The following is a 22,947-nucleotide window of genomic DNA, read 5'->3' as shown; positions in this document are numbered from 1 at the left end:
TTCTTTTTTATTATCCTACTCGATCTGTGTAGATTGCGCCGATTATACCGCATTTTTTCTCATGCTGCAATATGCTCAATGGTTTTTTGTATAAATATCAAATAAATTCAAATAACAACTGTAGAATGTCACAAAGTGAACGAATGTTCGATGTTTATATCGCTCGAAAAAAGGCTATTTATATGTAGCAATCCGTTGCTTCCTATTGTACAGTGTCACTTTTTTGCAACAAGAAAACGCCCTCGATAAGAGAGCGTTATCTTATAAATATTCGTTTTTGATTGCCATGACACTATCAACAATCTGCAGAAGCTGTTGCGTTTGCTCAGGGGACAACTCGCTTATGACCTGAGATAGATGTCGTATTGCAGCGTTCTCCACATTGATCGGTGTATCTATGTCCTTGAAAAGGTCATCCATGCTGATTCCCAAACCCTGACTGATGCGCTCCAAGGTGGAAAGCGTCGGATTCTGCATTCCTCGCTCTATATGACCAACATAGGACGGGTGAATGTCGCAACGAAGTGCAAAGTTTTCGATACTAAGTCCTTCTTGTTTACGAGTTTTACGGATTCGTTCACCAACTTGTATCGCAAGCTTTGAACGCACCTGTGTAGAACGACTTTTCCCTTTTGATTTTGCCACAGCATACCTCTCATCTTCAAAACAACAAGTGCTTTCCCTAAAAAGAGTACACGTTGCGGCAAAAACCTTCAATAGAATATAAATACTGAAATTTTACTACATATATTGCTTGTTTCAAAACTGGTATTGATAAATCATTGGATTTCTCAAGATCAAACTTGCACAACATCAAAAAGCGGAGCCCTGAAAAACAGGACTCCGCTCGGATGGACGGGATATCAATAATTTATAGCAGCAATTCTACAGAACAGTTTTGACAAATCATCCTCTTTCAGAGAAAGTCTCTTAATGACGTACAACTATCTGTTCAACAATCCCCCAAAACTGTATGTGGCATTGAGGGACTTGTATCAATTATCGTTTTATTTTAAGAATTGCACCTGTAAGGGGGTTGTACTCGATGGTTTCGGAATAGCTACCGTGGAAGTTGAGATTTCCAGTACTGTTCCATGTGACATTGAAAATTCCTTGATCCGTATCATTTTCCGTTCGGATTGTGCCAATGAGTGTATCATCCTTATAGATGGTCACACCAACATCTGGAGTATAGGCACTCATCGTATAAATGGAGGACATCGGTTTGGTTATAGACATTCCTCCATCCGCATTTATCCGGATAGCACATACATCATGTCCATAAGGGTCAACAAAGGGACACCATTCACCTGCGGAATAGTCACGATGCGTGCCATGAGCACAGTCTACATAGCACGCGTTTTCTGTCATCTTACCATCGGGGGCAAGGTAAATGTGAGGTGCAGGAGAACCAGCATGATTGGGCCAGCGATAAATGAGATGCCAGTGTGGAGGGTAATCTGTATGAATCTCATTGTTCGTTTCAAAGCCCAAAATCAGGAGATAACCCAGACGATTCCGGTTCAAATACTGCGGGAGATCAAGTGCATACAACATCTCGCGCATGGCAAACATATAATGGTTTGCTGCTAAAATTTCGGTTGCCGGATAATCTCCTTCGCGGTATTTTCCTGCACGTCGTCCGATATGGTTCTGCTCAATTCGCAGGGTCAAACCGGGATCACGCAGAATAGAATGTACATATAGCGTTCGTGTTGGCCCGGTCAGACCGCTGATCTCAAAATTAAAGGTGATGATACCGTTTTTGTTCTCGAAGTAAAGAGTCTGCTTTTCACAGAGAATTGCAGTTACCTCATACTTGTTTTCGGTATCAAAGGAGCAGGTTGCAAGACAAGCATCTGCTAACTGTGTGTGTTCCACATAGACAACGAATTCATTATCCGTTTCATAGCAGAAATGTGGGTCGTTAACAGCTTCCAAGAAAAAGTCGGCATCAAAGTGAAATATTGGTAGACCGTAGTGCCCTGCCTTTGATTTGATGATTCGGATGGCAGTTCTCCGATGATGGTGCGGTTGGTAAAATTCAGGGATTTGATCCATACTAATACCTCCTCGAATACAGCTTTCATATGTCCATTATAGAACAAGCACTGGGATTCGTCAATAATTATTTTGACACGTTTCAAAAAAAGTGATAGAATAGCATCAGCATAAAGAAATTTACCATAGGAGGTGAAAAATGTATACAACAGGGCGCATATTTGCGATGCAGAAAGTAGCTGCTACAGTGGTCTCTCTGCATAGAATTCGTAAAGAAGTACACACAAATAGAATACTACCTCATTCCGAACAAGTGTGCTGATCCGAAACGAAATAGAGGAGAATTGATATGAAAACACAACCTGTGACCTTCGCAGCAATGACAGATTTGCATCTGGACATTATGCACGATGGCATGATGCGAATAGATGCTTTTCTGGATGCCGCACAAAAGGCCGATGTCGATTTTATCATTCAGCTGGGTGATTTTTCTTATCCCAAGGACACTTCGACCTGTCTATGTGCACCGGAGAAAATGCCCATCAATCTCAAATATGCAATGGAATGTCCGACTGAAATACCAAAACTAGAGATTCTGAATAAATTTAATTTGTTTTCCAAACCGAAGTATCATCTCCTCGGAAATCATGAGTGTGATTTTTGCTCCAAGGCAGATGCTCTGGAAATGTATGGGATGGAAAAGCCCTACTACTCGTTCCATCTCAAAGGCTGGCACTTCATCGTTCTGGACGGCAACTCTTATCGGGATGAACACGGCGACCTTGTGGATTACAATTTTGGAAAATATTTTGAAACCACAGACCTCCCGTATCTTGGAGAACAGCAGCTTGTGTGGCTTCGGGAAGAAGTTCTTTCTGCGACAGAACCCATCGTGATTTTTTCGCATCAGCCGCTCTATGCCTGCCCTCGCGGACTCAGAAATGTTGACGACCTGCAGAAGATTATCCGGGAAGGCAGAGCAGCAGGAAAGCGGATTCAGTTCTGCATGAACGGTCATGTTCATCGGGATATCAGGCATTTTGAAAATGGAATTTTGTATTATACCCTTAACAGTATCTCCAACTACTGGGCGGGAACTGCGTACGCAACGCACCGTTACAGCTCTGAGATTGAAGCGAAGTTCCCAAATTTGCAATTTGTTGTTCCCTATGCAGATCCAATCTATGCAATCGTCACGTTGGATGAAAACGGTGTTTCGGTAAAAGGAGTAGAAGGTCATTTTGTTCCACCCTCTCCCGAAAAAACTGGAATCACTGTGCCGTTGACTCCTTCTGTTGCATCATGGTCTTTTGCATGGGACGAATTTGAGACACTTCAAGGTGATGTTTAATCACAAAAATACAGCCTCCGAGATATCGGCGCTATGCCTAAACTCGGAGGCTGTATTTTATTTCATAGTGCGATTGTAGCTTTGAATGGCATAGGTTAAGGCATCTTGTGGAGTTGCTGTGTCATTGTATACCGTATTGACCGCCATGCCTAAGATGCTTAAAAATCTGCGCTCATCAAAGCAGGTTGCTTTCTGCGGGGGAATACGATTGATCTTTGACTGTGCAATACACTTGTGAGAGAGTCCAAGCCAAGGATAGGTATCAAGGACCTCATAGTTGCTGTACGTTTTTTCGCAAGGAGAAACACTGCCTAGAAGGGTCATGGCAGTCGTAATCTCCTCGCTGCAAATCCATTTTATAAAATCAAATGCTTCCGTTTTGTTTTGGCTGTTTTTGGATACTCCAATACAGCCGCCACCCAGCAAAGAATTCTGCCCCGGAAGATATGTGTAACCGATTTTATTGATAATAACTGAATCACTGTCCATCATCTCTGAGGCATAATTGCTGAAAATGATAGACATTGCTGTATCGCCTGCGGCAAACTCACGTGCCGATTCTCGCCACCAACTATTATATCGTTTGGGAGAATAATCCTTGGCTTCGATAAGTTCCTTCATGGATTGAATAGCGATGTCTGTGTTGAGGAGCAGATTTCCATTTGCATCGAACAAATCGTGCGAGTGACTGAAATACCGTGTTAGATATTCGGTTGCAGCAACGCCACTGTTTCCAAGTGTCAATGTTGTGCCATAGGTTGTGGGGGAATGTCCATTGAAACGTCTAGTGAAGAACCTTGCGATACGGTTAAAGTGCTCGAAATCTTGCGGCGGCGCAAGCTCTTCCTTATACTGCTCCTTATAAAGACGCTGCAGGACGGTGTTCTCAAACAAATCTTTACGGTAGAACAGTAACTGTGCGCTCGGTGTTTCAGGAAAGGCATAGGCAACGCCATTCACACTTGTATATTGTGGAACAAGGCCGGGGATAAAAGGCTCGAACAACTGCTCGGCGCTGGAAGATGTTAACTCACTCAAGGGTGCAAAAATATGTTCACCAAACCATGAAAGCCATGTGTGATCCAGACGGATGACATCATAGGCATCTGTGTTTCCAAGATCGCTCAGAATCTCGTGAATTCCATCATAAGAACAGATGGCGACTTTGATTTCGATTCCTGTTGCATCCGTATAAATACGCGCCATGTTCTCCATAATTCGAGCTGTCGGGCTGTCCAGTGTCAGGATCGTCAGCCGTTTGCAAGTCGAACCCGGAATTTTAGATAACCAATTCCGCATCCCATCGTTATGCAAAATCATTGGTTGAATTTCGAATCGTTTGTTTTCTTTCCGCTTAATAAGCTGCTCTGCAGCACAGCGTCCCATCAGACGGTAGTTCAACTCATATTTTTTACATCCAACCGATGGAATTGTAAAAAGCGGCGAAATGGTATAAATTGGCGAATGAAGATGGGGATAGAATGTCTTACTGACATTACTGAAATTTTCTGCCAGGTGATAATTAGTCAGAACCACAGCATCAACTGATTCAAGATCGTTCAAAACCTGCAAAAAATGGGTATAACAATGCAGCGAATCGGTTTGGACATGGTGCAGGACGCAGTCTTTGGCTTTTAATGCAGCCGAAAAAGCCATGTAAAATTCATTCTGGCTGGAATAATCCAAAGTCTCAGTGATGAGAAGAATGCGACTGCACTTTTTAGATGTTAGCTTTTCTGCTAATTCTAAACCGGCTTTGGCGTAATCGAATCCAATATAGAAAGGGGAATCAAAGGGATTTCGCTCCACAAAGACAACATCCTGCTTTGGAATCCCGATTTCGTCATAAATGTTCCGGCCATCTTTTGTACAAGACGAAAACGTAGCAATTCCCGCCGTCATTTCGGAACGGATAGTTTGGAGTTGGAATTCCTCCTCTGCAAGCAAATCGTTTGAAAAATAGAGTCGAACGGAATAGCCACTAGATTCCGCATAGTTCTTAAAGCTTAAAAAGAAGTCGGTATATCGTCTGTCGTGCACATTGGGTATGATTGCTGCCAGCAGCTTCGATGAGCCCTGCCGGAGTGTTTTGGCTCGTTGATTCATGGTATAGCCCAGTTTTGCACATGCTTGTTCAACCAGAATTATTTTATCGCTGCTGACATTGCCACGTCCGTTCAGCACATTTGAAACGGTGCCTTGTGCAACGCCCGCTTCTTTAGCGATATCTTTAATAGTAGGCATAGTATGATTTTCCTCCTAATTGGACACCTTCTCTATATTTACAGTATAATGGAGCATTTCGCAAAAAACTATTGAACTTTTTCACAATATTCAAGAAAGAACTTCTATGTTTTGCTGTATTGACACGTTTCAAAATGTGTGCCATACTAAAAATAAGGAGGCTATCGCCATGAATAATACGTTACATCTTTATAATCGTGACCGCGTTCAGGTAGCAGCACATCGGGGTGTTGCTGGCGTGAACATCCCTTGCAACACGATCCCGGCCTTTGATATCGCACTGCACGGCGGTGCAGCCATTCTGGAGATGGACTTATTCAAAAGTCTTGACGGCGAAATCTTCATCTTCCACACCGGAAAGGAACCGTTTCAACTTGATCGTCACATTGATCTGACCCGGATGACCGCAGAGGAAATCCGCAAGCTGCGACTCATCAATGTGGATTTCAACGAGACGGAACACGGGTTGAACACATTCGATGAAGTGTTGGAACACATGAAAAATCGCTGCATCCTAAATCTGGATCGTTGTGGTGCGTTCATCCCTGATGTTATCAAGCAGGTTGAGCGGCACGGCATGAAGGAGCAAATCTTGCTCAAAAATGCACCTACCAAAGAAGTTTTAAGGACCGTTGAAGAAGTTGCCCCGGATTATATGTTCATGCCTATCTACATGGAAAATGATACGGCCAGTGAGCTGATTGAGTCTATGAACATTAACTACATGGGTGCAGAGCTTGTGTTCTCGACCGAAAAAGCTCCGGTTATCCAGCCAGAGTACATCGAGGCAATGCATAAAAAAGGACGTACTTTGTGGGGAAATGCTGTCCTATACAATTACAAGGTTCCTCTTTCTGCCGGTCACACGGACGATGTTTCTATGATGAAAGACCCGGCTTTGGGATGGGGCTGGCTGGTCGAGCATGGCTTCGATATTATCCAGTCAGATTGGACTTATCAGTGCTGTAAATATCTGAAAGACAGTGGTGTGAATCGCTGAAACTTCTCCTAAAAAACCAGCAGTCTGAGATTCCTTCCTTGCATCGTATGTTTTTGATTTCGATAGATGGTTGTAAAAACAAAAGGGAGATTTGATAATGAACAAACCGGTATTAGTTGTCATGGCTGCAGGTATGGGCAGCCGATATGGAGGAATGAAGCAGATTGACCCTGTTGGTCCGAATGGGGAAGTCATTATTGATTATTCGCTTTACGACGCATATCGCGCCGGATTTCGGACTGTCATTTTTGTCATCAAGCATGAAATCGAGGAAGCATTCCGTGCTGCAATTGGCGATCGCATTTCCAAAATCATGGAAGTAAAATATGCGTTTCAGCAATTGGACATCTTGCCTACAGGATTTGAAGTTCCTGAAAACCGCGAAAAACCGTGGGGAACCTGCCATGCAGTCCTTGCCGCAAAGAATCTGATTGATGGACCGTTTGCTGTCATCAATGCCGACGATTACTATGGGGTGGAGGCTTTTCAGGTAATGTATGACTATCTGTCCACCCATGCCGATGATGATTTCTACCGCTACTGCATGGTCAGCTATCTGCTGAAGAACACCCTGTCCGAGAACGGCAGCGTGGCACGCGGCGTGTGCATCAAGAACGAGGACGGCACCCTGCAAAGCGTGACCGAGCGCACCCGCATCGAGCCCTGCGACGGCGGCGCACATTACACCGAGGACGGCGGCGAGAGCTGGGTGGACCTGCCCGGCGACACCCCTGTGAGCATGAATCTGTGGGGCTTCACAAAGAGCTTCTTGCAGGAGGCAGAGAACCGCTTTGCAGATTGGTTGAACGAAAATCTTCCGAAAAATCCGCTGAAGTGCGAATATTTTCTGCCCCTTGTTGTCAGTGAGCTGATTAACGAAAAGAAGGCGACTGTCACCGTTCTTCACAGTGCGGACAAGTGGTATGGCGTGACCTATCGCGAGGATAAGCCTGCGGTCGTCAATGCCATCAAGAATAAAATCGAAGCTGGAATCTATCCGATGGACTTATGGGAGGAAAAAAAGTGAACGCTATCACAGAAAATATCCTGCGAGAAGCAGCTGATGCATTTGCCTTCGACCGTACAACGGGTGAAATTTCTCGCTATGGCGAAGGACATATCAATGATACATTTGTCGTTTGGGCAAGCGACAAATGCAAGCGCTACATTATGCAGCGCATCAATACTGACACATTTAAGAACCCGAAAGAATTGATGGAAAACGTCTGCCATGTTACCGGTTTCCTGCGCAAGGCGATTCTGGAAAAGGGCGGTGACCCGGAGCGTGAGACGCTGAACGTTATTCCGACCAAAGAGGGGAAACCTTTCTATACTGATAGCGACGGCGGCACATGGCGAGCTTATATCTTCGTCGAGGATACTGTCTGTCTGCAAAAAGTCGAAAACGAAAATGATTTTTACACTGTAGCGGAAACTTTCGGCACGTTCCAGAATCAGCTGGCCGCATTTCCAGCTGCTACGCTGCATGAAACCATTGTCAAATTCCACGATACTCCTACGCGCTACCAGAATTTTGAGAAAGCTGTCGCAGAGGATGCAATGGGACGTGCGAAAGATGTTGCAGATGAAATCGCATTTGTTCGCTCTCGTGAGGCTGACTGCCATGTTCTGGTCGATATGCTGAGCAAAAATGAGATTCCGCTTCGCGTTACTCACAATGATACCAAGCTCAACAATGTCCTCATCGACAAAACGAGTAAAAAGGGTGTTTGCGTTATTGATCTGGACACCGTAATGCCCGGTTTGGCTGCATATGACTTTGGCGACTCCATCCGTTTTGGCGCAAACGACTGCGCCGAGGATGAACCAGATCAGAACAAGGTCCACTTTGACCTGCACTTGTTTGAGGTGTTTGCAAAAGGCTTCCTCTCGACCGCTGGAGCAACTATGTCCGAGCAGGAAAAGAGCAGTCTGGTCTGGGGCGCAAAGCTGATGACGCTGGAATGTGGAATGCGATTCCTTACCGATTATCTTGAGGGAGACCACTATTTCCGTATTAGTCGCCCTGCACAGAACCTTGATCGAGCACGCACGCAGTTCACCCTTGTTAAAGGGATGGAGGCTGCTTTCGCTGATATGATGCGTATTATTCAGAAATATTGATGCTATTCTCCTTCGGAAATCACAGCTCCGAAATAATGCATAAGGCCGGGATCGCTAGTTCGATCCCGGCCTTATGCTATCTTAAAGGAGAAATGTGTGAAAAGCTTACTGTAAACAGAAAAAGATGATTCCGGCGAAAATGATTAAAAGGATAAGAGAAAGCTGATTCTGCGTAATCATTATAGGAGGTGCCTCCTTGCACGTATAAAAGAGAAAGATGAATAAAGTTTGAACAAGAATACACTATAATTTGAAACGTGTCAATATAGGATATGTAAAATCCAAGTAGAATCACTGAAATTTGTTACTATGCACAAGTATTTTACATATATTTTGCTGAAATGACAATTGACACGTTTCAAGTTTTTGTGTAAACTACAGTTACAGTGAAATGCAGTGGGGACGCTGCACAAAGTATTTTTGCCAGAGATAATTAGAAGGAGAGTTTATCATGAATAAGATTTCTCGTCGTAATTTCCTCAAGGTTGCCGGAGCAGGTGCTGCCGCAATGGGTCTGGCCGCATGTGGTGGCAGCAGTTCTTCCTCTTCGAGTGTAGCTGCATCTTCCACTGCTGCAAATGCGGCAGGTGATACGCTGTCCGGTACGATTGAGTACTGGTCTAGCTGGAGTGAGACGGAGAATCAGGCATTGGTTCTGAAGCAGGCAGCTGACGCTTTCACTCAGCTGCATCCGAACGTGAAAATCAATTTTACCTTCAACGGCCGTGATAACCGCAACCTCGTCGTTTCCGCAATTGAAGCAGGCACCCAGATCGATCTGATGGATGCAAACATTGACAATGTTCAGAAGCTGTGGAGCGAGAACATTAAAGACCTCTCTTCTTACATTGATAAGACCTACGACACCACCAACGGCAAGGCATACAAAGATGTCGTCATTCCCAGCATGATCTCTCTGGCTGGTTCCCTGTTCGATGGTAAGACCATGTGCATTCCTTACATTCCGCAGGCGTTCATGATCTTCTGCAACAAGGGTCTGCTGGAAGAGTGCGGTGTTACCGAGTATCCTCAGACTTGGGAAGAGCTGATGGATGCTTGCGAGAAGGTCAAGGCTGCTGGGCATATTCCTGTAACGACTGACTCGAACTACTGCACCAGCTGGGTTGGCTATTATATGTCTCGCCGTCTCGGTAACGATCGCGTGATGGAACTGGCAAAGGATAGCAGCCAGTGGGCAAGTGAGCAGGGTGTCAAGGACACCGCCGAGGCAATCGCTTACATGGCAGCAAAGGGCTACTTTGATCCCAACATTGAGTCAAACGTCTATCCCGCAGCACAGCAGGATATGGTTATCAGCGAGAACGTTGCAATGTACATCAACGGCACTTGGCTGCCGAACGAAGTTGCTGCAACTACTCCCGATGACTTCAAGTGGGGCGCATTTGCTTTCCCGGAAGTTCCTAACGGTGTCGAAGGCACGGAGGGTGGTTGCTACTCCACCTATGCAATCGCAGTCAATAAGGATTGCGATGATGCTGCAACACAGGCAGCAGTCGAATTCATCGTTTATCTGACGACCAGCGAGTGGGATCAGGAGTTTACCAATCAGGCAAACGCCATCCCTATGAACGTTGATCATGTCTGGCCCGAAAACCTGGCCGACGCTCAGGTCGTCCTGAACAGCTACACCTCCCGTTATCCTTCTCAGACTGCTATCATCACCAACAGCGACAGCAAGCAGATCATTGCAGATGCCTGCCTGAAGCTGATGGGCGGCTCGATCTCCGCAGACGAGTTCGTCAAGATGGCAAGCGCATTCTAAATCAATTGTTTTTACAAAAGGGTAGGAGGTTTACGGATTTCCTACCCTTTTGCATAGTGAAGGGAAAATAACGATGAAACAAACAAAAGCATCTATCTTGTATTTTATGGGACCAGCCATGCTGCTGTTCTGCTTGATTTTTATTTATCCTGTCTCCCGAACCGCTATTATGAGCTTTTTCAGCGTGAAGAGCGTTACAAGCGCTGTTTCAACATGGTCTTGGGCAGGACTGGACAATTACATTAAGCTGTTCCATACGCCGCTGTTCATCACATCGGTCAAAAATATCGGTAAGATCTGGCTGTACTGCGGTATTGCTTGCCTTGGGCTTGCAATCGTTCTGGCAATCATCCTGACAAGTGGTCTTCGCGGTCAGAAGTTTTTCCGTGCTATTATCTATATGCCCAACGTTATTGCAGCAGTCGCCGTTGGTTATATGTGGTTGCTGTATGTTTACAATGCAAAATTTGGCCTGTTCCACTCCTTTTTCACTGCCCTTGGCTGGGAGTCCATGGCGAACTTCCAGTGGCTTGGTACAGACCACATGTTCCTCTCAATGTGCATCGCTTATGTATTCAGCAATGTGGGCTACTTCATGCTGATGTACATTGCAGCTATTGAAAAAATCTCTCCCGATTACTATGAAGCCGCCACTATTGAGGGTGCAAATGTTTTTGACAAATTCTTCCATATCACCCTCCCGCTGATTAAGGGCGTTCTTGGCACTTCTCTGGTGCTGTGGACTACCAAAACGATGGGCTTCTTCGCTTTGGCACAGGTTTTCGGCGGTGTAAGCACCTATACTCCGATGATGTACACCTACCAAACCCTGTTCGGCAGTGAGATTAGTGCAGACAGCATGAACACGGGTGTTGCAGCAGCAGCAGCCTGCATTATGACCATTGTTGTCGTCGCAGTTTCTACGATTTCTCGTAAGAGTATCAAAGACGATGGCTACGAACTGTAAGGAGGAAAGCAGACAATGGCAAAAGCAAAAAAAGAAAAAATGGAAGCGAATCCTTTTAAGCTGAAGAAAGAACTTCCGCGTCTTCCGGGCTATATCATCGTCACTTTGTGGACGGCCTTTATCTTCTGCATGATTGGCTGGATTATCCTTGCATCTCTGTCTACTACAAAGGAAATCTTCACGGGTAGCCTGCTTGCGAGCGGACTGCATTTTGAAAACTACACTAAGGCACTTTTTACGAATAAAGCGGCTTTGAACCTGCTGAACTCTGTCATTTACACCGTTCCGTCGTGTATTTTGATCATTGTGGTTTGTGCACCGGCTGCATACTGCATGTCTCGTTTTAAGTTCCGTGGTGCTGGTTTGATTCAGGCTCTTATCATCATCGGTCTGGCAATCCCTAATATTATGATCGTCATGCCGCTGTTTTCTATCGTCAGTGCGCTGAATTTGTCCGGTACGCATTTCACGCTGATTTTCCTGTACACAGCATGTTCGGTTCCCTATACCACATTCTTCCTTCTGACATTCTTCAAAGGAATCAGCACTTCGTTTGAGGAAGCGGCTGCGATTGATGGCTGTGGCCCGATTCAGTGCTTCTGGAAAATTATGTTCCCTCTGGCACAGCCTGCAATTGTTACGGTTTCTATTTTTAACTTCATCGGCAAGTGGAATGAATATTTCATGGCATTGATTTTTGCAAACAAGTCCAATCTGCGCCCCATCGGTGTTGGTCTGTATCAGACGGTCACCTCCATGATGAACTCCGGCGACTGGGCTGGCATGTTTGCATCCGTTGTCATCGTCTTTATTCCGACGGTCGTTATTTACGCATTCCTGTCTGATAAGATTATTTCTGGCGTCACCGCTGGCGGCAACAAAGGCTAATTATTTCGAGGAGAGGAGATTCCAAACCAATGGAACTTCATTTTACTGGCACTGGCGCTGCATATTATCCTCGGTTGGGCAGTAATGCGGCATTCTTTGTGAAAAACAATCATCTCTTTATGATTGACTGCGGCGAAAGCACATTTCGGAAAATGGAGGCGCGTGATGAGATTCGGACTTGTGACAAGATCACAGTTTTCATCACCCATCTGCACGCAGATCACATTGGTAGCCTTGGCTCATTTGCCTCCTACTGTTTGTCCGTTCTCCAAAAACGCATCACAGTCATCGCACAGGATGATACCGTAGTTGAAATCTTGAAGCTCATGGGTGTTCCTGCTGATATGTACGATTTCACGACAGATTACACCCGAATTTTTGAGGATGGTCTGCATGTGGAGGCTGTCCCCGTCAAGCATGCTTCTGATATGAAGTGCTGCGGTCTTCTGATTTGCGATGAAGAAGAAACTACCTACTTCAGTGCAGATGCTTCGGAACTTTCAGACGATATCCTCCAGCAGTTCAAGCAGGGAAAAATTCAGGTTATTTATCACGATTGCACATTTTTGACGAAGGAAAGTCCGTCGCATTGTTCTCTGAAACGGCTATGTGAGTACATTCCGCCTGAAATGAGAAATCGGGTCTACTGTATGCACTTTGGTGGCGATTTTATGAGCCAGATAAAAGAAGCTGGTTTCCAAGTCGTCACAAGCGTGTAATACTGAAAAGAATGTGTTCTGCCAATGATTAGGTAAGGCAGAACACATTTCTTTTTACCCATCATGTAAAATATGGGAAAATATAGTTAAAAGCTAGGTGAACCCTGATGAATCTTCATACAATACGCGAAATAACATACGGAACGGTTTTCTTCAGACTTTTTCTGTCTATCGTCATTGGCGGAGTTTTGGGCTTAGAGCGCGGACGGAAAAGCAGACCTGCGGGACTTCGCACCTATATCCTCGTCTGTCTGGGGTCAACCGTTGTGATGATGACGAATCAATATGTCTCCCAGTGTATGAACACGGGCGATCCGGTTCGTATGGGTGCGCAGGTCCTTTCGGGCATCGGCTTTATTGGTGCTGGCTCGATTATGAAAACTGGACGCAACCAGGTTCGAGGCATCACAACTGCTGCCGGCTTGTGGGCAGCAGCCTGCATCGGTCTGGCTATTGGCATCGGTTTTTACGAAGTTGCCATTGCAGGCGGCATCCTGATTTTCATTGTGTTGTCGCTCATGCAGAACATGGACTACTTTACACGGAAGCATACGAGTGTCATTGACATCTACGTCGAGCTTGAAAATCGTGAGTATATGGGCGAGTTTATCGAGTTTATGCGTGATGCCGGTTTGACCATGAGCAACTTGCAGATGGAGCCGGACTATCTCGGAACCAATTCGATCAACAGTGTTGCGTTTGTTGTCACCGTTCGCAGCCTTGAACATCGTCCTCATGACAGTATGATAGATACGCTCCGGCATATTCCGCATTTAAAATTTATCGAAGAACTATAAACGCCTATCGTGATGCCTTGCTTTTAACGAAGACGCTTCCAATTTGTAGAGAGGTTCTTTTATGAAAACAACGATTCAACCGGAGCCAGATCAAGGGTCTGACCACCTCTGCTGCTCTTTGGTTCTGCGGCTTCCTTGGCTTTGTCATCGGTGCCGGACAGTACACCCTGAGCATCATCGTGTATGTGCTGTTCCTGTGCATCCTCACATGGTTCCCGTCCATTGAGGTGTATCTGAACAACCGCTCCAACCATTTCGAGATTCATCTGGAGCTGAAGAACAGCAACTATCTGCGCGACTTCGTTACCGTCAGCCGTCAGCTTGGTCTGCGAATCGACGACATCGAGGCGAATCAGGCGTATGTGGGTTCTGGTCTGAGCGTGTACACCATCACCTTCACCATCTTCAGCGCAGAGTTGAAAAAGTACAAGACCCACCGGGAAATCATTCAGGCACTCAGCTCGCTTGACTATATTTATCATATTGAAGAATTGCGTTGATACCAGAATGGACGATAAAACCATGATAGTACGGTAGGCACGATGTAACATATTCCACGTTTTCAGTTTAACGAGGAACATTGATTTGTGAGGAGTATTTTTATGTTCAAGACGAAAAAGCTTTTTGTTTTAGTATTTCTGTTGCTGAACTGCATCCTTTTTAGTGCATGTAGCCAGAGCAAAGAAGTGGACTTTGTGAAAAAGTATAAAATAGATTTGAACACGATATCCGATGTCACCGAAGTGCTTCAAAAGGCAATTGATGAACTGCCTGATGATGGCGTGCTGTTTTTGCAGGACGGAACATATCCGCTGGCAGGTCGAATCGTGTTCAAAGAAAATATAACATTCAAACTGAGCGATAATGCAATTCTGCTAAACTGCAGTCAGGACAAGAATCCCATGATGGCCTACAACCACCCTTATAAGCACAACAAGGCTGAAGGCAACAGCAATATCATCATCGAAGGTGGCATCTGGGATATGAACGGTCAGCTGGATGAATCCGGAACGCCAAAAAATCTTCCCAATGCGGAGTCCATCAACGCTCTTGGCATCGGTTACGGAAGCAATATCACGATCCGCAATATTACTTTCCGGGATTGCTACAACGGACACGTGATTCAGATTGCTGGCTCGGACAATGTTCTGATTGAAAACTGCCGTTTTGAAGGTCAGTCCTTCCGTGGAAGCGGCGACAAAACGCGCGAGCTTCTTCAAATCGAACCCGGTACGGTAAAGGGTTATCCCTATACGCTGGTGCAGAACAAAGCTCCCTCTACGAATGTCACGATTCGCAACTGTTATTTTGGTGGCAGTGAAAACACGCCGCACTATATGGCGGCCATCGGAACACACTCTCAGCAGGCAGGGGTGAAATGCTCTGATATCGTAATTGAGGACTGCACATTTGATAATGCCGCTTATACTGCCATTCATTTCATGGCCTATGACCGCATTACCATCCGTAACAATAGCTTCACCATTACTTCGGATTCGGAGCAGATCGACCGCTACGGAATTTTGGCTGATACCTATGGTTCGTTCATCGACCCAACGGGTGCAGAAAGCACAACAGACTTTACCATCGAAGGCAATACATTTGATGTCAGTGATCCGAAGGCGACCGTTTTGGAGATTACCACAAACAATAAATCTCCGAAGCATATCAAAAATGTTACCATCAAGGACAACACTCTGAAAGGTGTGAATGGTGGAAAAGCAATTGACCTGTATCTTTTGGACAATTGTACTATCAGCGGAAACACGATTGAAGGATTTGAACGTCCCATTGTCGCAAATTCTTGTGACGAGCAGTTCATATCGGATACGGACATTGTTACAGAATAATGGAGGCAGTTTATGCAAACGACCATCAGCAATGAATTTCTGACCGTGACAATTGATACGCATGGTGCAGAGGTTGTCAGTGTAAAAAATAGCAAAGGTGAAGAGCTTATCTGGCAGGCTGACCCTGCTATTTGGGATCGTCATTCTCCAGTATTGTTTCCGTGGGCTGGACGACTTGCCAATGGTGAATTGATTCATAACGGGAAGCACTATAACGGTGGACAGCACGGTTTTATTCGTGATCTGGAGCATATCTTAAAGCAGAATAACGGAATTTCTGCTCAACTGATGTTCCGAGCAGACGAAGAAACGAAAACTCTGCGATTTCCGTTTGATTTTGAATTCACAAGTGTTTTCACTCTTGACGGGCATACGCTCCACCATGAAGTCCATGTGAAAAACTGCGGCGACGAGAATATGCGGTGTGGAATTGGCTTTCATCCGGGATTTAATATTCCGTTTGATGAAAACCACACAACTACGGATTATGAGATTCGGTTTGAGCAAGAGGAAAGCCCAATCATTCTGGATTGTCTTCCTCATGGTCTGCTCTCTGGAAAAAGTTTTTATCAATGGAAAAATACGCAGGCGATTCCACTGACGGATACGCTGTTTGATAATGATAGTTTCTGTCTCGCCGGACTCCGTTCCAAAACGATTGGAATATATGAAAAGAATTCTGAGCGAAAAATCATCTGCGATATTTCGGAATATCCGTATACGCTACTTTGGAGTGCACCTACGAAACCTATGCGATTTATCTGCATTGAGCCGTGGCAGAGTCTCCCAGCTGCAGAGACTGACACCTCCGAGTGGAATGAACATGCGGCAGCGGCTTGCATCGCTCCCAATGAAAGTTACTCTATAACATTACATACAACATTTGAAAGATAAATAGAAGGTCGTTGTATGAACTGTGAAATAAGGTGGCAGTCATAAACCAACTGGTAAAACAGGAAGGGTATATTCGTGATAAAAAATATTGTTTTTGATATGGGAAACGTTCTGGTTCGGTTTGACCCGGAGCTGTTTATGGACCGCTATTCCCTCACCGGCGAGGACCGCAAGCTGATCCGCAACGAGGTGTTCCGCTCGGTGGAGTGGACCATGCTGGACCGGGGTGTCATCGACGAGGAGATCGCAGAGCAGCGCATCCTGCCCCGCCTGCCGGAGCATCTGCATGATGCAGCCCGTGGGCTGATCGAAAAGTGGGACGACCCCATCGTGCCGGTGGAGGGAATGCTGGAGCTTTTGCAGGCACTGAAAGCAAAGGGCTACCGTCTCTACCTACTTTCCAACGCTGCCACCCGTCAGCCTATCTACTGGGCACGGGCAGAAGCCAGCAAGCTGATGGACGGTGCCCTGATCTCCGCAGAAGTCAAGCTACTGAAGCCAGACCCCCAGATCTACCGCACCTTCCTGCATAAGTTTGACCTTCGCCCGGAGGAATGCGTCTTTATTGACGATACACCCATCAACGTGGAGGGCGCACTCTACGAAAACATGGCAGGCATCGTGTTCAACATGGATGTTCCTGCCCTTGCCGAGAGCCTGCGTGCTCTGGGCGTAGAATGATAATATCCCATTTGGAGAAATGCTTATGATGATCTGGATCGGTTTGATACTTTTGATTTGTGCCGGATTCTCCGCTTATGCAGGAGCATCCCAGTTGGAACAGGCAAAGCAGCGTGCGAAGTGCTCCTTGGACGCTTTCACGGAACGAAGAAACGGGGTAAGCTGCATCTGTCTGTCGGTTCTGTTCGTGATCCTTGGGGTCGCCATCAACCTGTGACAGTACATTTCTCCCAAGCCTTTTTGCTTCTTCCAAAGCCTGTCTGATGGGTTTGTTATGGTTTCCCATCGCTGCAGCAGTCCACAGGCGGTTTTGAAAGATAAATCTCCTTCATTTTCATTTTCTGCTTAACGGCAACAATAAGAGCGGGGCCTTGCAAAAGGCTCCGCTCTTATTGTCTAAGAAAGCATTGCCATTTCGAGACAGAAAGAATATACTTATATTAGCTAAATTCCAATACTAGATGGAGGGACTATTATGGCTAGACCAAAAGGAAGCAAGAATGCAGTGCGTACCAAGAAAGCAAATATTGACTATGCGGCTATTGTTGCTGAAAAGACTACTGCCAAGGAACAAATTGAAACCGAGATTGTTGCACTGTCTGATAACATCAGCGCACTGAAAGACCAGCTGAAAAGTAAAAAATCTGCGTTGAAGGTTGCAACAAAGGATCTTTCTAAAGCAGAGGCAAAAAAGGTTGCAGCCGAAAAAAAGGCCGCTGAAGAATCTAAGAAAGCTGAAGCAGAATCTGTATTGAAAAAGCTGCTTGCCAGCGGTATGTCTGCCGATGAAATTATCGCCAAGCTCCAGTAAATTATTATAGGAACCAGTAAACGAATTTGTCCGAACTGCGGACGTAAAATGAAGTAGCAGTTCATTGGGCTGTTCCACTGCAAATGCGGCATAAGCTGGCGGCGTGATATAGTAAGCGCCAGCTACTGCACTACCCGCCTGCGCTTTGAGGTCAAGGACTACCGTCAGGTCAATGAGCAGGCTGTAAAAGCGGCAGGCGCAACAGGCATCATCCGTCCGGGGAAGAACGCCTGTCAGGTCATTGTCGGCACGAACGTCAAATCCGTTTATGATGAACTGGACAAGCTGCTGAAGTAAAGGAAGGGGCTGTTGCACACGGATAAAAGCCGGTGCAACAGCCTCTTTTTCATTCATGCTGCAATTTTTTCCGCGTTTCAAACGTATCTAAATTAAAGTGGCATATCATATTCCTTTTCACACATCCTTGCCATTTTCAGACAGGAGGTTGCTTTTATGAAAATATCTGCTGACTATCGTATGCTCGCTCTCGATGCTCTGCGCGGAAAATGGAAAACTGCTGTTCTGACAGGTATTGCCGCCAGTGCGCTCGGTGCTACCATTGTGAGCAGTTCCAACAGTGTCGTTTCCAATTCCAATCAGGCAAAGGACATTCATTTTAACCTGCTCGCCCAGCCAAACGGCGGTCGGCTGCTTGCTGTTTTGCTTGTCGGCATTGGTCTGTGGGCAATCCTCCAACTGATCGTGGGCGGTGCAGTTCAACTGGGATATGCTCATTTTAATCTAAACCTTGTAGATGGAAATGATGCTGCCATCTCGGACTTGTTCTCTCAGAAAGACCGTCTGTGGGATGGCTTCTGCATGAAATTCCTGCAGGGTCTGTACATCGCCCTCTGGTCGCTGCTGTTGGTGATTCCGGGAATCGTGAAAACATACAGCTATGCGATGACACCTTACATCATGTCCGAGCATCCTTCGTTGACTGCAAATGAAGCGATCACAGAATCCCGGCGGATCATGAATGGCAACAAATGGCGGCTGTTCTGTCTGGATTTCAGCTTCATTGGCTGGGAGTTGCTCTGTTCGTTGCCACTGTATGCCGGGGGTTTTCTGGTTCTCAAATATTTCACCGGTTCAGAGGCTATGGCGATTTCTCTTGTTCTTCTGCTGACAATTCCATTGAGCATTGGCTTCTTTTTTGTACGCCCCTATGAGGAAGCTGCATGGGCCACTTTCTACCGCGATATTACCGCAGCACCTACCGAACCGGATGAAGCATACTGACTTTTATACTATTTCGCAGATGTGACCGGATTTTCGAGGTAATCTGCGTATGGATAAGAAACCTGACCGTTCCGAAATAATTACAATGAGCCTCTTGTTTGCTTTAACGCTGGTCCTTATCGTATTAAAAGTAACGAAAGTGGTTTCATTGCCTTGGTTGTGGGTACTGGGTCCGCTTTGGCTTGGTACACGTCGGTACCGTGATTAGGGCTGCTTGCGCTGGGAGATCTCTCCCAGCGTTTTTTATTGCTCGGAGATGCCGAGATATTGGTCGATCTCCATGATGCCCTCCCCGCTGATTTCCACCAGATCTTCAAAGGGCACCACGGTGTCGCCCACTTGCAAGGTGCGGAACACCGGGTCGATGCGGTCTGCTTTTCCGGTCAGTGTGATGTAGTTACCCACTGCTGGAACCTCCGGGTGGGCGGTGTCTTCCTTGAAGTAGCGCACCGTGATGGTCATGCCCTTGGTGACCTGCATCAGCCGGTCGGACAGAGCCGACATTTCTTCCTCGGTCAGAATGCGCTTGGGCACACGCTCGGTGCGCTGCTTTTCTGCGGCAAGCTGCTCATCATAACCCCGCAGTGCTGCAAAGGGAGAGAAAATCTTTGCCCGGTTCTGCAAGGTCATGCGGGGATGCTTGCGAAGGGATTCTTCGGTCTGGGGGCGTTCCATCTCTATGATGTCCCCATACTTTTGGGCAGTCTCTTGTCCGATCTTGCTATTTTTGTAGTTTTCCATCCGAACCTCCCGCGCTGTGCCCGCCGATCTGCGCGTTGCGCTGGCGCATGGTGGCACCTTCCTCGTAGCTGCTGGCTTTCAGCACGGCATTTTTGCCGTACTTGTTCTTGATGCCCAGCATGGCTTGCTGGAGTTTTTTCTCCTTTTCCAGCTTCTTTGTGTCCGTGAAAAAGTCCACCTGATAGATGCCCTCGTCCGGGGTGACCTTGTTGGCGTTGAGGGTGATGCGCCGCACCGTCAGCGCAGGGTTAGTAATGCGCTCAAACAGCTTTGCGCTTTCGTTGATGATGGTGCTGCCTAGATTGGTAGGAGCATCGAACCGGACGGTGCCGTGTGCAGCCTTGGGGATGACTCTGCCGTAGCGGTCGGTCTGGGTCAGACCACGGTAGCCGCCCTTGTCCACGTTCTCCCGGTCGTAGCCCACCTCCAAGGTGATGGATTCCGTCACCAGCTTCTTTTCCGTGAGCCGGAACATCAGAATCTCCGCCATCTCCCGAACGATGAGCTTGGCCCTGTCGTTGGGGTAGGGGCAGGTCAGCACCTGCCCCTCGCTGATGCTGTTGGTGCTAGGCTTGTAGCTTTTGATCTGCTCCATACCGCAGGGTTCGTAGCCCCATGCGTGGTCGATGAGAATTTCTGCATCCACGCCGAAAATCTCATACAGACGATCTTCTCCATGGATGGAGAACCGTGCCAAGTCCCCCATGGTGTAGATGCCATGAGATTCCAGCCGCTTGACGGTTCCGGGACCGGTCATCCAGAAATCCGTCAGGGGTCTGTGGTTCCACAGCAGATACCGATAGGACTGCTCATCCAGTTCCGCAATGCGGACACCATCTTTGTCTGCCGGGATGTGCTTTGCCACAATATCCATGGCCAGCTTTGCAAGGTAGAGGTTGGTGCCGATGCCTGCCGTTGCGGTGATGCCGGTGTTGTACAGCACCTCCCGCACCATGGTCATGGCAAGTTCATGGGCGCTCATGTGATAATAAGGCAGATAGCCCGTCACATCAATGAAAACCTCGTCGATGGAGTAGGGGTAAATGTCTGACGGGGACACATATTTGAGGTAGGTCTTGTAGATCTGGGTGGACACATCCAGATACCGCTGCATCCGGGGCGGCGCAACAATATAGCTCAGCCCCAGCGCCGGGTCTGCGTTCAGGGCGTTGGCATCGAAAGAGGTGCTAGCAAAGCGGTACTTGCCATCTTCTCCCCGGACTGTCTTTTGCTGACGGATGGCAGTTTGCAGCCGCTGAGCGTTGACCTCCCGGACGCGCTGGACGGCTTCAAACAGCCGCGCTCTGCCGGGTATCTTGTAGGCTTTCAGAGAGGGCGACACCGCAAGGCAGATGGTCTTTTCGGTGCGGGAGGCGTCCGCCACCACCAGATTGGTGGTCAGAGGGTCCAGATGGCGGTCTACGCACTCCACCGAGGCATAGAAACTTTTCAGGTCGATTGCCAGATAGGTGCGCTGCGCTGCCATACTTCAGCCCTCCTTTGTGTTATTTGGTTTCCACCTCCACGAACCATCTGCCGAATCGGGAGGGAAACCGTGGGTCGGAACGCTCGAAAAACAGGTGCCTCTCCTGTCCCTTTACCATTACAGTATAACAGTCGCCGGGCATATCGGCAATGGTATTTGCAGGGCGAAAGTCCCGCACCTGCTCGATGGGATACGTCCGACCATCGCCCCATGTGATCTGCCGGGGCTGCATATAGCCGGTTGCGTCAAAATCAGAGTTCACCTTCACATAGACCTTTTCTGTTTTACGGCGGCAGTTCCGATTCATTCCTCACAGCTCCTTTGCAAAAGTCACAACTATTTATCTTATTATAATAAATGTTTACGTTGCTTTCAAGATGAAACGGCTATTTTATCTGTGATATAGACAACGAAAAAGAGTGACAGGATTTCAAATCGAAACACTGTCACTCTTTTTCTTGTTTACAGTTCTCCCAGAATCTTCAAAAACTCATCAAACCGATAAGCACCCTCCAGATGGAGGTCTTTATTCTGGAACTCCATGTAATAACGATACTGGCTCCCGGCTGCATTCTGCCATGCACGGCCCAGTTTGATCTTTTCACGGGATTCAGCATTCCAAGGTTAGCATGGCGTTTTTCTCCAATCTAAAAATTTCAAACTGCGGACAAAAAGGACGCATTGTTGTGGCAAGCAGTGCAGACGTATATACATCTGCTTATTTTGCGCTGCAAAATGCTTGTTGGGGAGTGCCCCAAACCCCTTTGTTCTGCATTGTTCCAATGCAGGCTGCGCGTCCCGGCGGGACGCTTTTTACCCTGTGATGCTCTCCGGGTCATTGAGGACTTGCATGAGGTGCGATGCTGCTTCCGTAAGAGAAGCATACTTCATCTGTTCCGGGACAGACGTATCCAGAAGTGCAATGTCCCACGCCTGTATACATTCCGCAAGCTCCTTCTGTGCCAGCAGTGCAGCCTCCCGGCGCACCTCCGGGGTCACTGCGTCGTCCAAAACGTAGTCAACGTTAAATTTTCCGTTGCGGTCCTCGGTCAACTCCACCATGGAGTAATGCTCCTCCCAGTAGTGGCAATACCAGACTCTGCCGCCAATTTCCTCCATGTCGGAGCGCAGATCTTCTTCATCGCTCCATTGCGGAATCTCGGAAAGAATGCTTTGTAGCTGCTCATACGCTTGCTGTTCGGCAAGGGTGACTTTTTTGCAACGGTATTCACGTTGGATGGTGCGCTGCCAGTACAATGCCAACTTCCCTTGTTTTGCCCGCTCGATCGCATCCTGAATGTCGGCTAAAATGCTGTACCGTGGTTCTCTCATTTTGACACCCCCGAATCAATTCTTTAGGAAACAATA

The 22,947-nt window shown here is 46.9% G+C and carries 24 protein-coding genes; 17 read left to right on the top strand and 7 right to left on the bottom strand.

The window, feature by feature from the left end:
• Positions 1 to 261: 261 nt before the first annotated feature.
• The gene (locus DWY95_RS12930) at positions 262 to 645 is read right to left on the bottom strand and encodes a helix-turn-helix transcriptional regulator (RefSeq protein ID WP_158577563.1); all 384 of its coding nucleotides are present in this window, start codon (positions 643 to 645) and stop codon (positions 262 to 264) included.
• 354 nt (positions 646 to 999) lie between these two features.
• Positions 1,000 to 2,061 (bottom strand): hypothetical protein, encoded by a 1,062-nt coding sequence (locus DWY95_RS12925; protein WP_242981493.1) that lies wholly within the window; start codon positions 2,059 to 2,061, stop codon positions 1,000 to 1,002.
• Positions 2,062 to 2,350: 289 nt separating this feature from the next.
• On the opposite strand from DWY95_RS12925, the gene DWY95_RS12920 reads away from it, so the two are divergent.
• Positions 2,351 to 3,352 (top strand): metallophosphoesterase, encoded by a 1,002-nt coding sequence (locus DWY95_RS12920; protein ID WP_055191415.1) that lies wholly within the window; start codon positions 2,351 to 2,353, stop codon positions 3,350 to 3,352.
• A gap of 57 nt (positions 3,353 to 3,409) precedes the next feature.
• Here DWY95_RS12920 and DWY95_RS12915 read toward each other — a convergent pair whose 3' ends face one another.
• The gene (locus DWY95_RS12915; RefSeq protein WP_118553804.1) at positions 3,410 to 5,596 is read right to left on the bottom strand and encodes an extracellular solute-binding protein; all 2,187 of its coding nucleotides are present in this window, start codon (positions 5,594 to 5,596) and stop codon (positions 3,410 to 3,412) included.
• A gap of 169 nt (positions 5,597 to 5,765) precedes the next feature.
• On the opposite strand from DWY95_RS12915, the gene DWY95_RS12910 reads away from it, so the two are divergent.
• The 16 genes from DWY95_RS12910 to DWY95_RS12835 all read left to right on the top strand — a co-directional run bounded on the left by DWY95_RS12910 (position 5,766) and on the right by DWY95_RS12835 (position 19,352).
• Positions 5,766 to 6,596, top strand: coding sequence for a glycerophosphodiester phosphodiesterase family protein (locus DWY95_RS12910; protein ID WP_118553803.1), 831 nt, complete (start codon positions 5,766 to 5,768; stop codon positions 6,594 to 6,596).
• Positions 6,597 to 6,693: 97 nt separating this feature from the next.
• Positions 6,694 to 7,623, top strand: coding sequence for a sugar phosphate nucleotidyltransferase (locus DWY95_RS12905; protein WP_118553802.1), 930 nt, complete (start codon positions 6,694 to 6,696; stop codon positions 7,621 to 7,623).
• Complete coding sequence (locus DWY95_RS12900) at positions 7,620 to 8,720, top strand: aminoglycoside phosphotransferase family protein (RefSeq protein ID WP_243082762.1); 1,101 nt, start codon at positions 7,620 to 7,622, stop codon at positions 8,718 to 8,720. Before DWY95_RS12905 ends, DWY95_RS12900 begins: the two co-directional genes overlap by 4 nt.
• 451 nt (positions 8,721 to 9,171) lie before the next feature.
• Positions 9,172 to 10,503: an extracellular solute-binding protein gene (locus DWY95_RS12895; RefSeq protein ID WP_118553800.1), complete on the top strand. Its 1,332-nt coding sequence runs from the start codon at positions 9,172 to 9,174 to the stop codon at positions 10,501 to 10,503.
• A gap of 73 nt (positions 10,504 to 10,576) precedes the next feature.
• Positions 10,577 to 11,470 carry a sugar ABC transporter permease gene (locus DWY95_RS12890; protein WP_118553799.1) on the top strand — a complete coding sequence of 298 codons (894 nt, stop codon included), beginning with the start codon at positions 10,577 to 10,579 and terminating at the stop codon, positions 11,468 to 11,470.
• A gap of 15 nt (positions 11,471 to 11,485) precedes the next feature.
• Positions 11,486 to 12,358 carry a carbohydrate ABC transporter permease gene (locus DWY95_RS12885; protein WP_118553798.1) on the top strand — a complete coding sequence of 291 codons (873 nt, stop codon included), beginning with the start codon at positions 11,486 to 11,488 and terminating at the stop codon, positions 12,356 to 12,358.
• A 29-nt stretch (positions 12,359 to 12,387) separates the two neighbouring features.
• The gene (locus DWY95_RS12880) at positions 12,388 to 13,077 is read left to right on the top strand and encodes an MBL fold metallo-hydrolase (RefSeq protein WP_055191400.1); all 690 of its coding nucleotides are present in this window, start codon (positions 12,388 to 12,390) and stop codon (positions 13,075 to 13,077) included.
• A 107-nt stretch (positions 13,078 to 13,184) separates the two neighbouring features.
• Entirely contained in the window at positions 13,185 to 13,874 is a 690-nt protein-coding gene (locus tag DWY95_RS12875; RefSeq protein ID WP_118553797.1) for an MgtC/SapB family protein, read from the top strand.
• 89 nt (positions 13,875 to 13,963) lie between these two features.
• The gene (locus DWY95_RS12870; protein WP_118553796.1) at positions 13,964 to 14,374 is read left to right on the top strand and encodes an MgtC/SapB family protein; all 411 of its coding nucleotides are present in this window, start codon (positions 13,964 to 13,966) and stop codon (positions 14,372 to 14,374) included.
• A 102-nt stretch (positions 14,375 to 14,476) separates the two neighbouring features.
• On the top strand, positions 14,477 to 15,724 hold the full coding sequence (locus DWY95_RS12865; RefSeq protein ID WP_118553795.1) for a right-handed parallel beta-helix repeat-containing protein: 1,248 nt from the start codon (positions 14,477 to 14,479) through the stop codon (positions 15,722 to 15,724).
• Positions 15,725 to 15,736: 12 nt separating this feature from the next.
• On the top strand, positions 15,737 to 16,618 hold the full coding sequence (locus DWY95_RS12860) for an aldose 1-epimerase family protein (RefSeq protein WP_118553794.1): 882 nt from the start codon (positions 15,737 to 15,739) through the stop codon (positions 16,616 to 16,618).
• Between the two features lie 75 nt (positions 16,619 to 16,693).
• Positions 16,694 to 17,299, top strand: a complete 606-nt coding sequence (locus DWY95_RS12855) for an HAD family phosphatase (RefSeq protein WP_147365973.1) — start codon at positions 16,694 to 16,696, stop codon at positions 17,297 to 17,299.
• A gap of 25 nt (positions 17,300 to 17,324) precedes the next feature.
• Positions 17,325 to 17,516, top strand: coding sequence for a hypothetical protein (locus DWY95_RS12850; protein WP_117506106.1), 192 nt, complete (start codon positions 17,325 to 17,327; stop codon positions 17,514 to 17,516).
• Positions 17,517 to 17,774: 258 nt separating this feature from the next.
• Positions 17,775 to 18,110: a hypothetical protein gene (locus DWY95_RS12845; protein ID WP_118553792.1), complete on the top strand. Its 336-nt coding sequence runs from the start codon at positions 17,775 to 17,777 to the stop codon at positions 18,108 to 18,110.
• A 63-nt stretch (positions 18,111 to 18,173) separates the two neighbouring features.
• Positions 18,174 to 18,407, top strand: coding sequence for a PTS transporter subunit EIIB (locus DWY95_RS12840; protein ID WP_118553862.1), 234 nt, complete (start codon positions 18,174 to 18,176; stop codon positions 18,405 to 18,407).
• Positions 18,408 to 18,563: 156 nt separating this feature from the next.
• On the top strand, positions 18,564 to 19,352 hold the full coding sequence (locus DWY95_RS12835; protein WP_118553791.1) for a DUF975 family protein: 789 nt from the start codon (positions 18,564 to 18,566) through the stop codon (positions 19,350 to 19,352).
• A 243-nt stretch (positions 19,353 to 19,595) separates the two neighbouring features.
• On the opposite strand, the gene DWY95_RS12830 is transcribed toward DWY95_RS12835, so the two are convergent.
• From DWY95_RS12830 to DWY95_RS12810, 4 genes are all read right to left on the bottom strand, one after another.
• Complete coding sequence (locus DWY95_RS12830) at positions 19,596 to 20,093, bottom strand: hypothetical protein (RefSeq protein WP_118553790.1); 498 nt, start codon at positions 20,091 to 20,093, stop codon at positions 19,596 to 19,598.
• The gene (locus DWY95_RS12825) at positions 20,074 to 21,579 is read right to left on the bottom strand and encodes a DNA methylase (RefSeq protein WP_118553789.1); all 1,506 of its coding nucleotides are present in this window, start codon (positions 21,577 to 21,579) and stop codon (positions 20,074 to 20,076) included. The genes DWY95_RS12830 and DWY95_RS12825 overlap by 20 nt, the downstream gene beginning before the upstream one ends.
• Positions 21,580 to 21,598: 19 nt before the next feature.
• Complete coding sequence (locus DWY95_RS12820; RefSeq protein WP_005921159.1) at positions 21,599 to 21,886, bottom strand: hypothetical protein; 288 nt, start codon at positions 21,884 to 21,886, stop codon at positions 21,599 to 21,601.
• Between the two features lie 506 nt (positions 21,887 to 22,392).
• Positions 22,393 to 22,911 (bottom strand): hypothetical protein, encoded by a 519-nt coding sequence (locus DWY95_RS12810; protein WP_118553788.1) that lies wholly within the window; start codon positions 22,909 to 22,911, stop codon positions 22,393 to 22,395.
• Positions 22,912 to 22,947 lie beyond the last annotated feature (36 nt).

Origin of the sequence: Faecalibacterium sp. AF28-13AC, assembly GCF_003478405.1 — a bacterium.
In the GTDB taxonomy this organism is placed as follows: domain Bacteria; phylum Bacillota; class Clostridia; order Oscillospirales; family Ruminococcaceae; genus Faecalibacterium; species Faecalibacterium prausnitzii_E.
Note: the sequence above shows the minus strand (reverse complement) of the source record. Positions and strands in the feature narration are given on the sequence as shown.

What these genes read in the sequence shown, in the direction of transcription:
- DWY95_RS12845 (WP_118553792.1), top strand. Translation starts at nt 17,775, where the DNA reads ATGGCTAGACCAAAAGGAAGCAAGAATGCAGTGCGTACCAAGAAAGCA.
- DWY95_RS12910 (WP_118553803.1), top strand. Translation starts at nt 5,766, where the DNA reads ATGAATAATACGTTACATCTTTATAATCGTGACCGCGTTCAGGTAGCA.
- DWY95_RS12890 (WP_118553799.1), top strand. Translation starts at nt 10,577, where the DNA reads ATGAAACAAACAAAAGCATCTATCTTGTATTTTATGGGACCAGCCATG.
- DWY95_RS12875 (WP_118553797.1), top strand. Translation starts at nt 13,185, where the DNA reads ATGAATCTTCATACAATACGCGAAATAACATACGGAACGGTTTTCTTC.
- DWY95_RS12880 (WP_055191400.1), top strand. Translation starts at nt 12,388, where the DNA reads ATGGAACTTCATTTTACTGGCACTGGCGCTGCATATTATCCTCGGTTG.
- DWY95_RS12835 (WP_118553791.1), top strand. Translation starts at nt 18,564, where the DNA reads ATGAAAATATCTGCTGACTATCGTATGCTCGCTCTCGATGCTCTGCGC.
- DWY95_RS12825 (WP_118553789.1), bottom strand. Translation starts at nt 21,579, where the DNA reads ATGGCAGCGCAGCGCACCTATCTGGCAATCGACCTGAAAAGTTTCTAT.
- DWY95_RS12865 (WP_118553795.1), top strand. Translation starts at nt 14,477, where the DNA reads ATGTTCAAGACGAAAAAGCTTTTTGTTTTAGTATTTCTGTTGCTGAAC.
- DWY95_RS12895 (WP_118553800.1), top strand. Translation starts at nt 9,172, where the DNA reads ATGAATAAGATTTCTCGTCGTAATTTCCTCAAGGTTGCCGGAGCAGGT.
- DWY95_RS12810 (WP_118553788.1), bottom strand. Translation starts at nt 22,911, where the DNA reads ATGAGAGAACCACGGTACAGCATTTTAGCCGACATTCAGGATGCGATC.
- DWY95_RS12860 (WP_118553794.1), top strand. Translation starts at nt 15,737, where the DNA reads ATGCAAACGACCATCAGCAATGAATTTCTGACCGTGACAATTGATACG.
- DWY95_RS12920 (WP_055191415.1), top strand. Translation starts at nt 2,351, where the DNA reads ATGAAAACACAACCTGTGACCTTCGCAGCAATGACAGATTTGCATCTG.
- DWY95_RS12850 (WP_117506106.1), top strand. Translation starts at nt 17,325, where the DNA reads ATGATGATCTGGATCGGTTTGATACTTTTGATTTGTGCCGGATTCTCC.
- DWY95_RS12905 (WP_118553802.1), top strand. Translation starts at nt 6,694, where the DNA reads ATGAACAAACCGGTATTAGTTGTCATGGCTGCAGGTATGGGCAGCCGA.
- DWY95_RS12925 (WP_242981493.1), bottom strand. Translation starts at nt 2,061, where the DNA reads ATGGATCAAATCCCTGAATTTTACCAACCGCACCATCATCGGAGAACT.
- DWY95_RS12885 (WP_118553798.1), top strand. Translation starts at nt 11,486, where the DNA reads ATGGCAAAAGCAAAAAAAGAAAAAATGGAAGCGAATCCTTTTAAGCTG.
- DWY95_RS12830 (WP_118553790.1), bottom strand. Translation starts at nt 20,093, where the DNA reads ATGGAAAACTACAAAAATAGCAAGATCGGACAAGAGACTGCCCAAAAG.
- DWY95_RS12820 (WP_005921159.1), bottom strand. Translation starts at nt 21,886, where the DNA reads ATGAATCGGAACTGCCGCCGTAAAACAGAAAAGGTCTATGTGAAGGTG.
- DWY95_RS12915 (WP_118553804.1), bottom strand. Translation starts at nt 5,596, where the DNA reads ATGCCTACTATTAAAGATATCGCTAAAGAAGCGGGCGTTGCACAAGGC.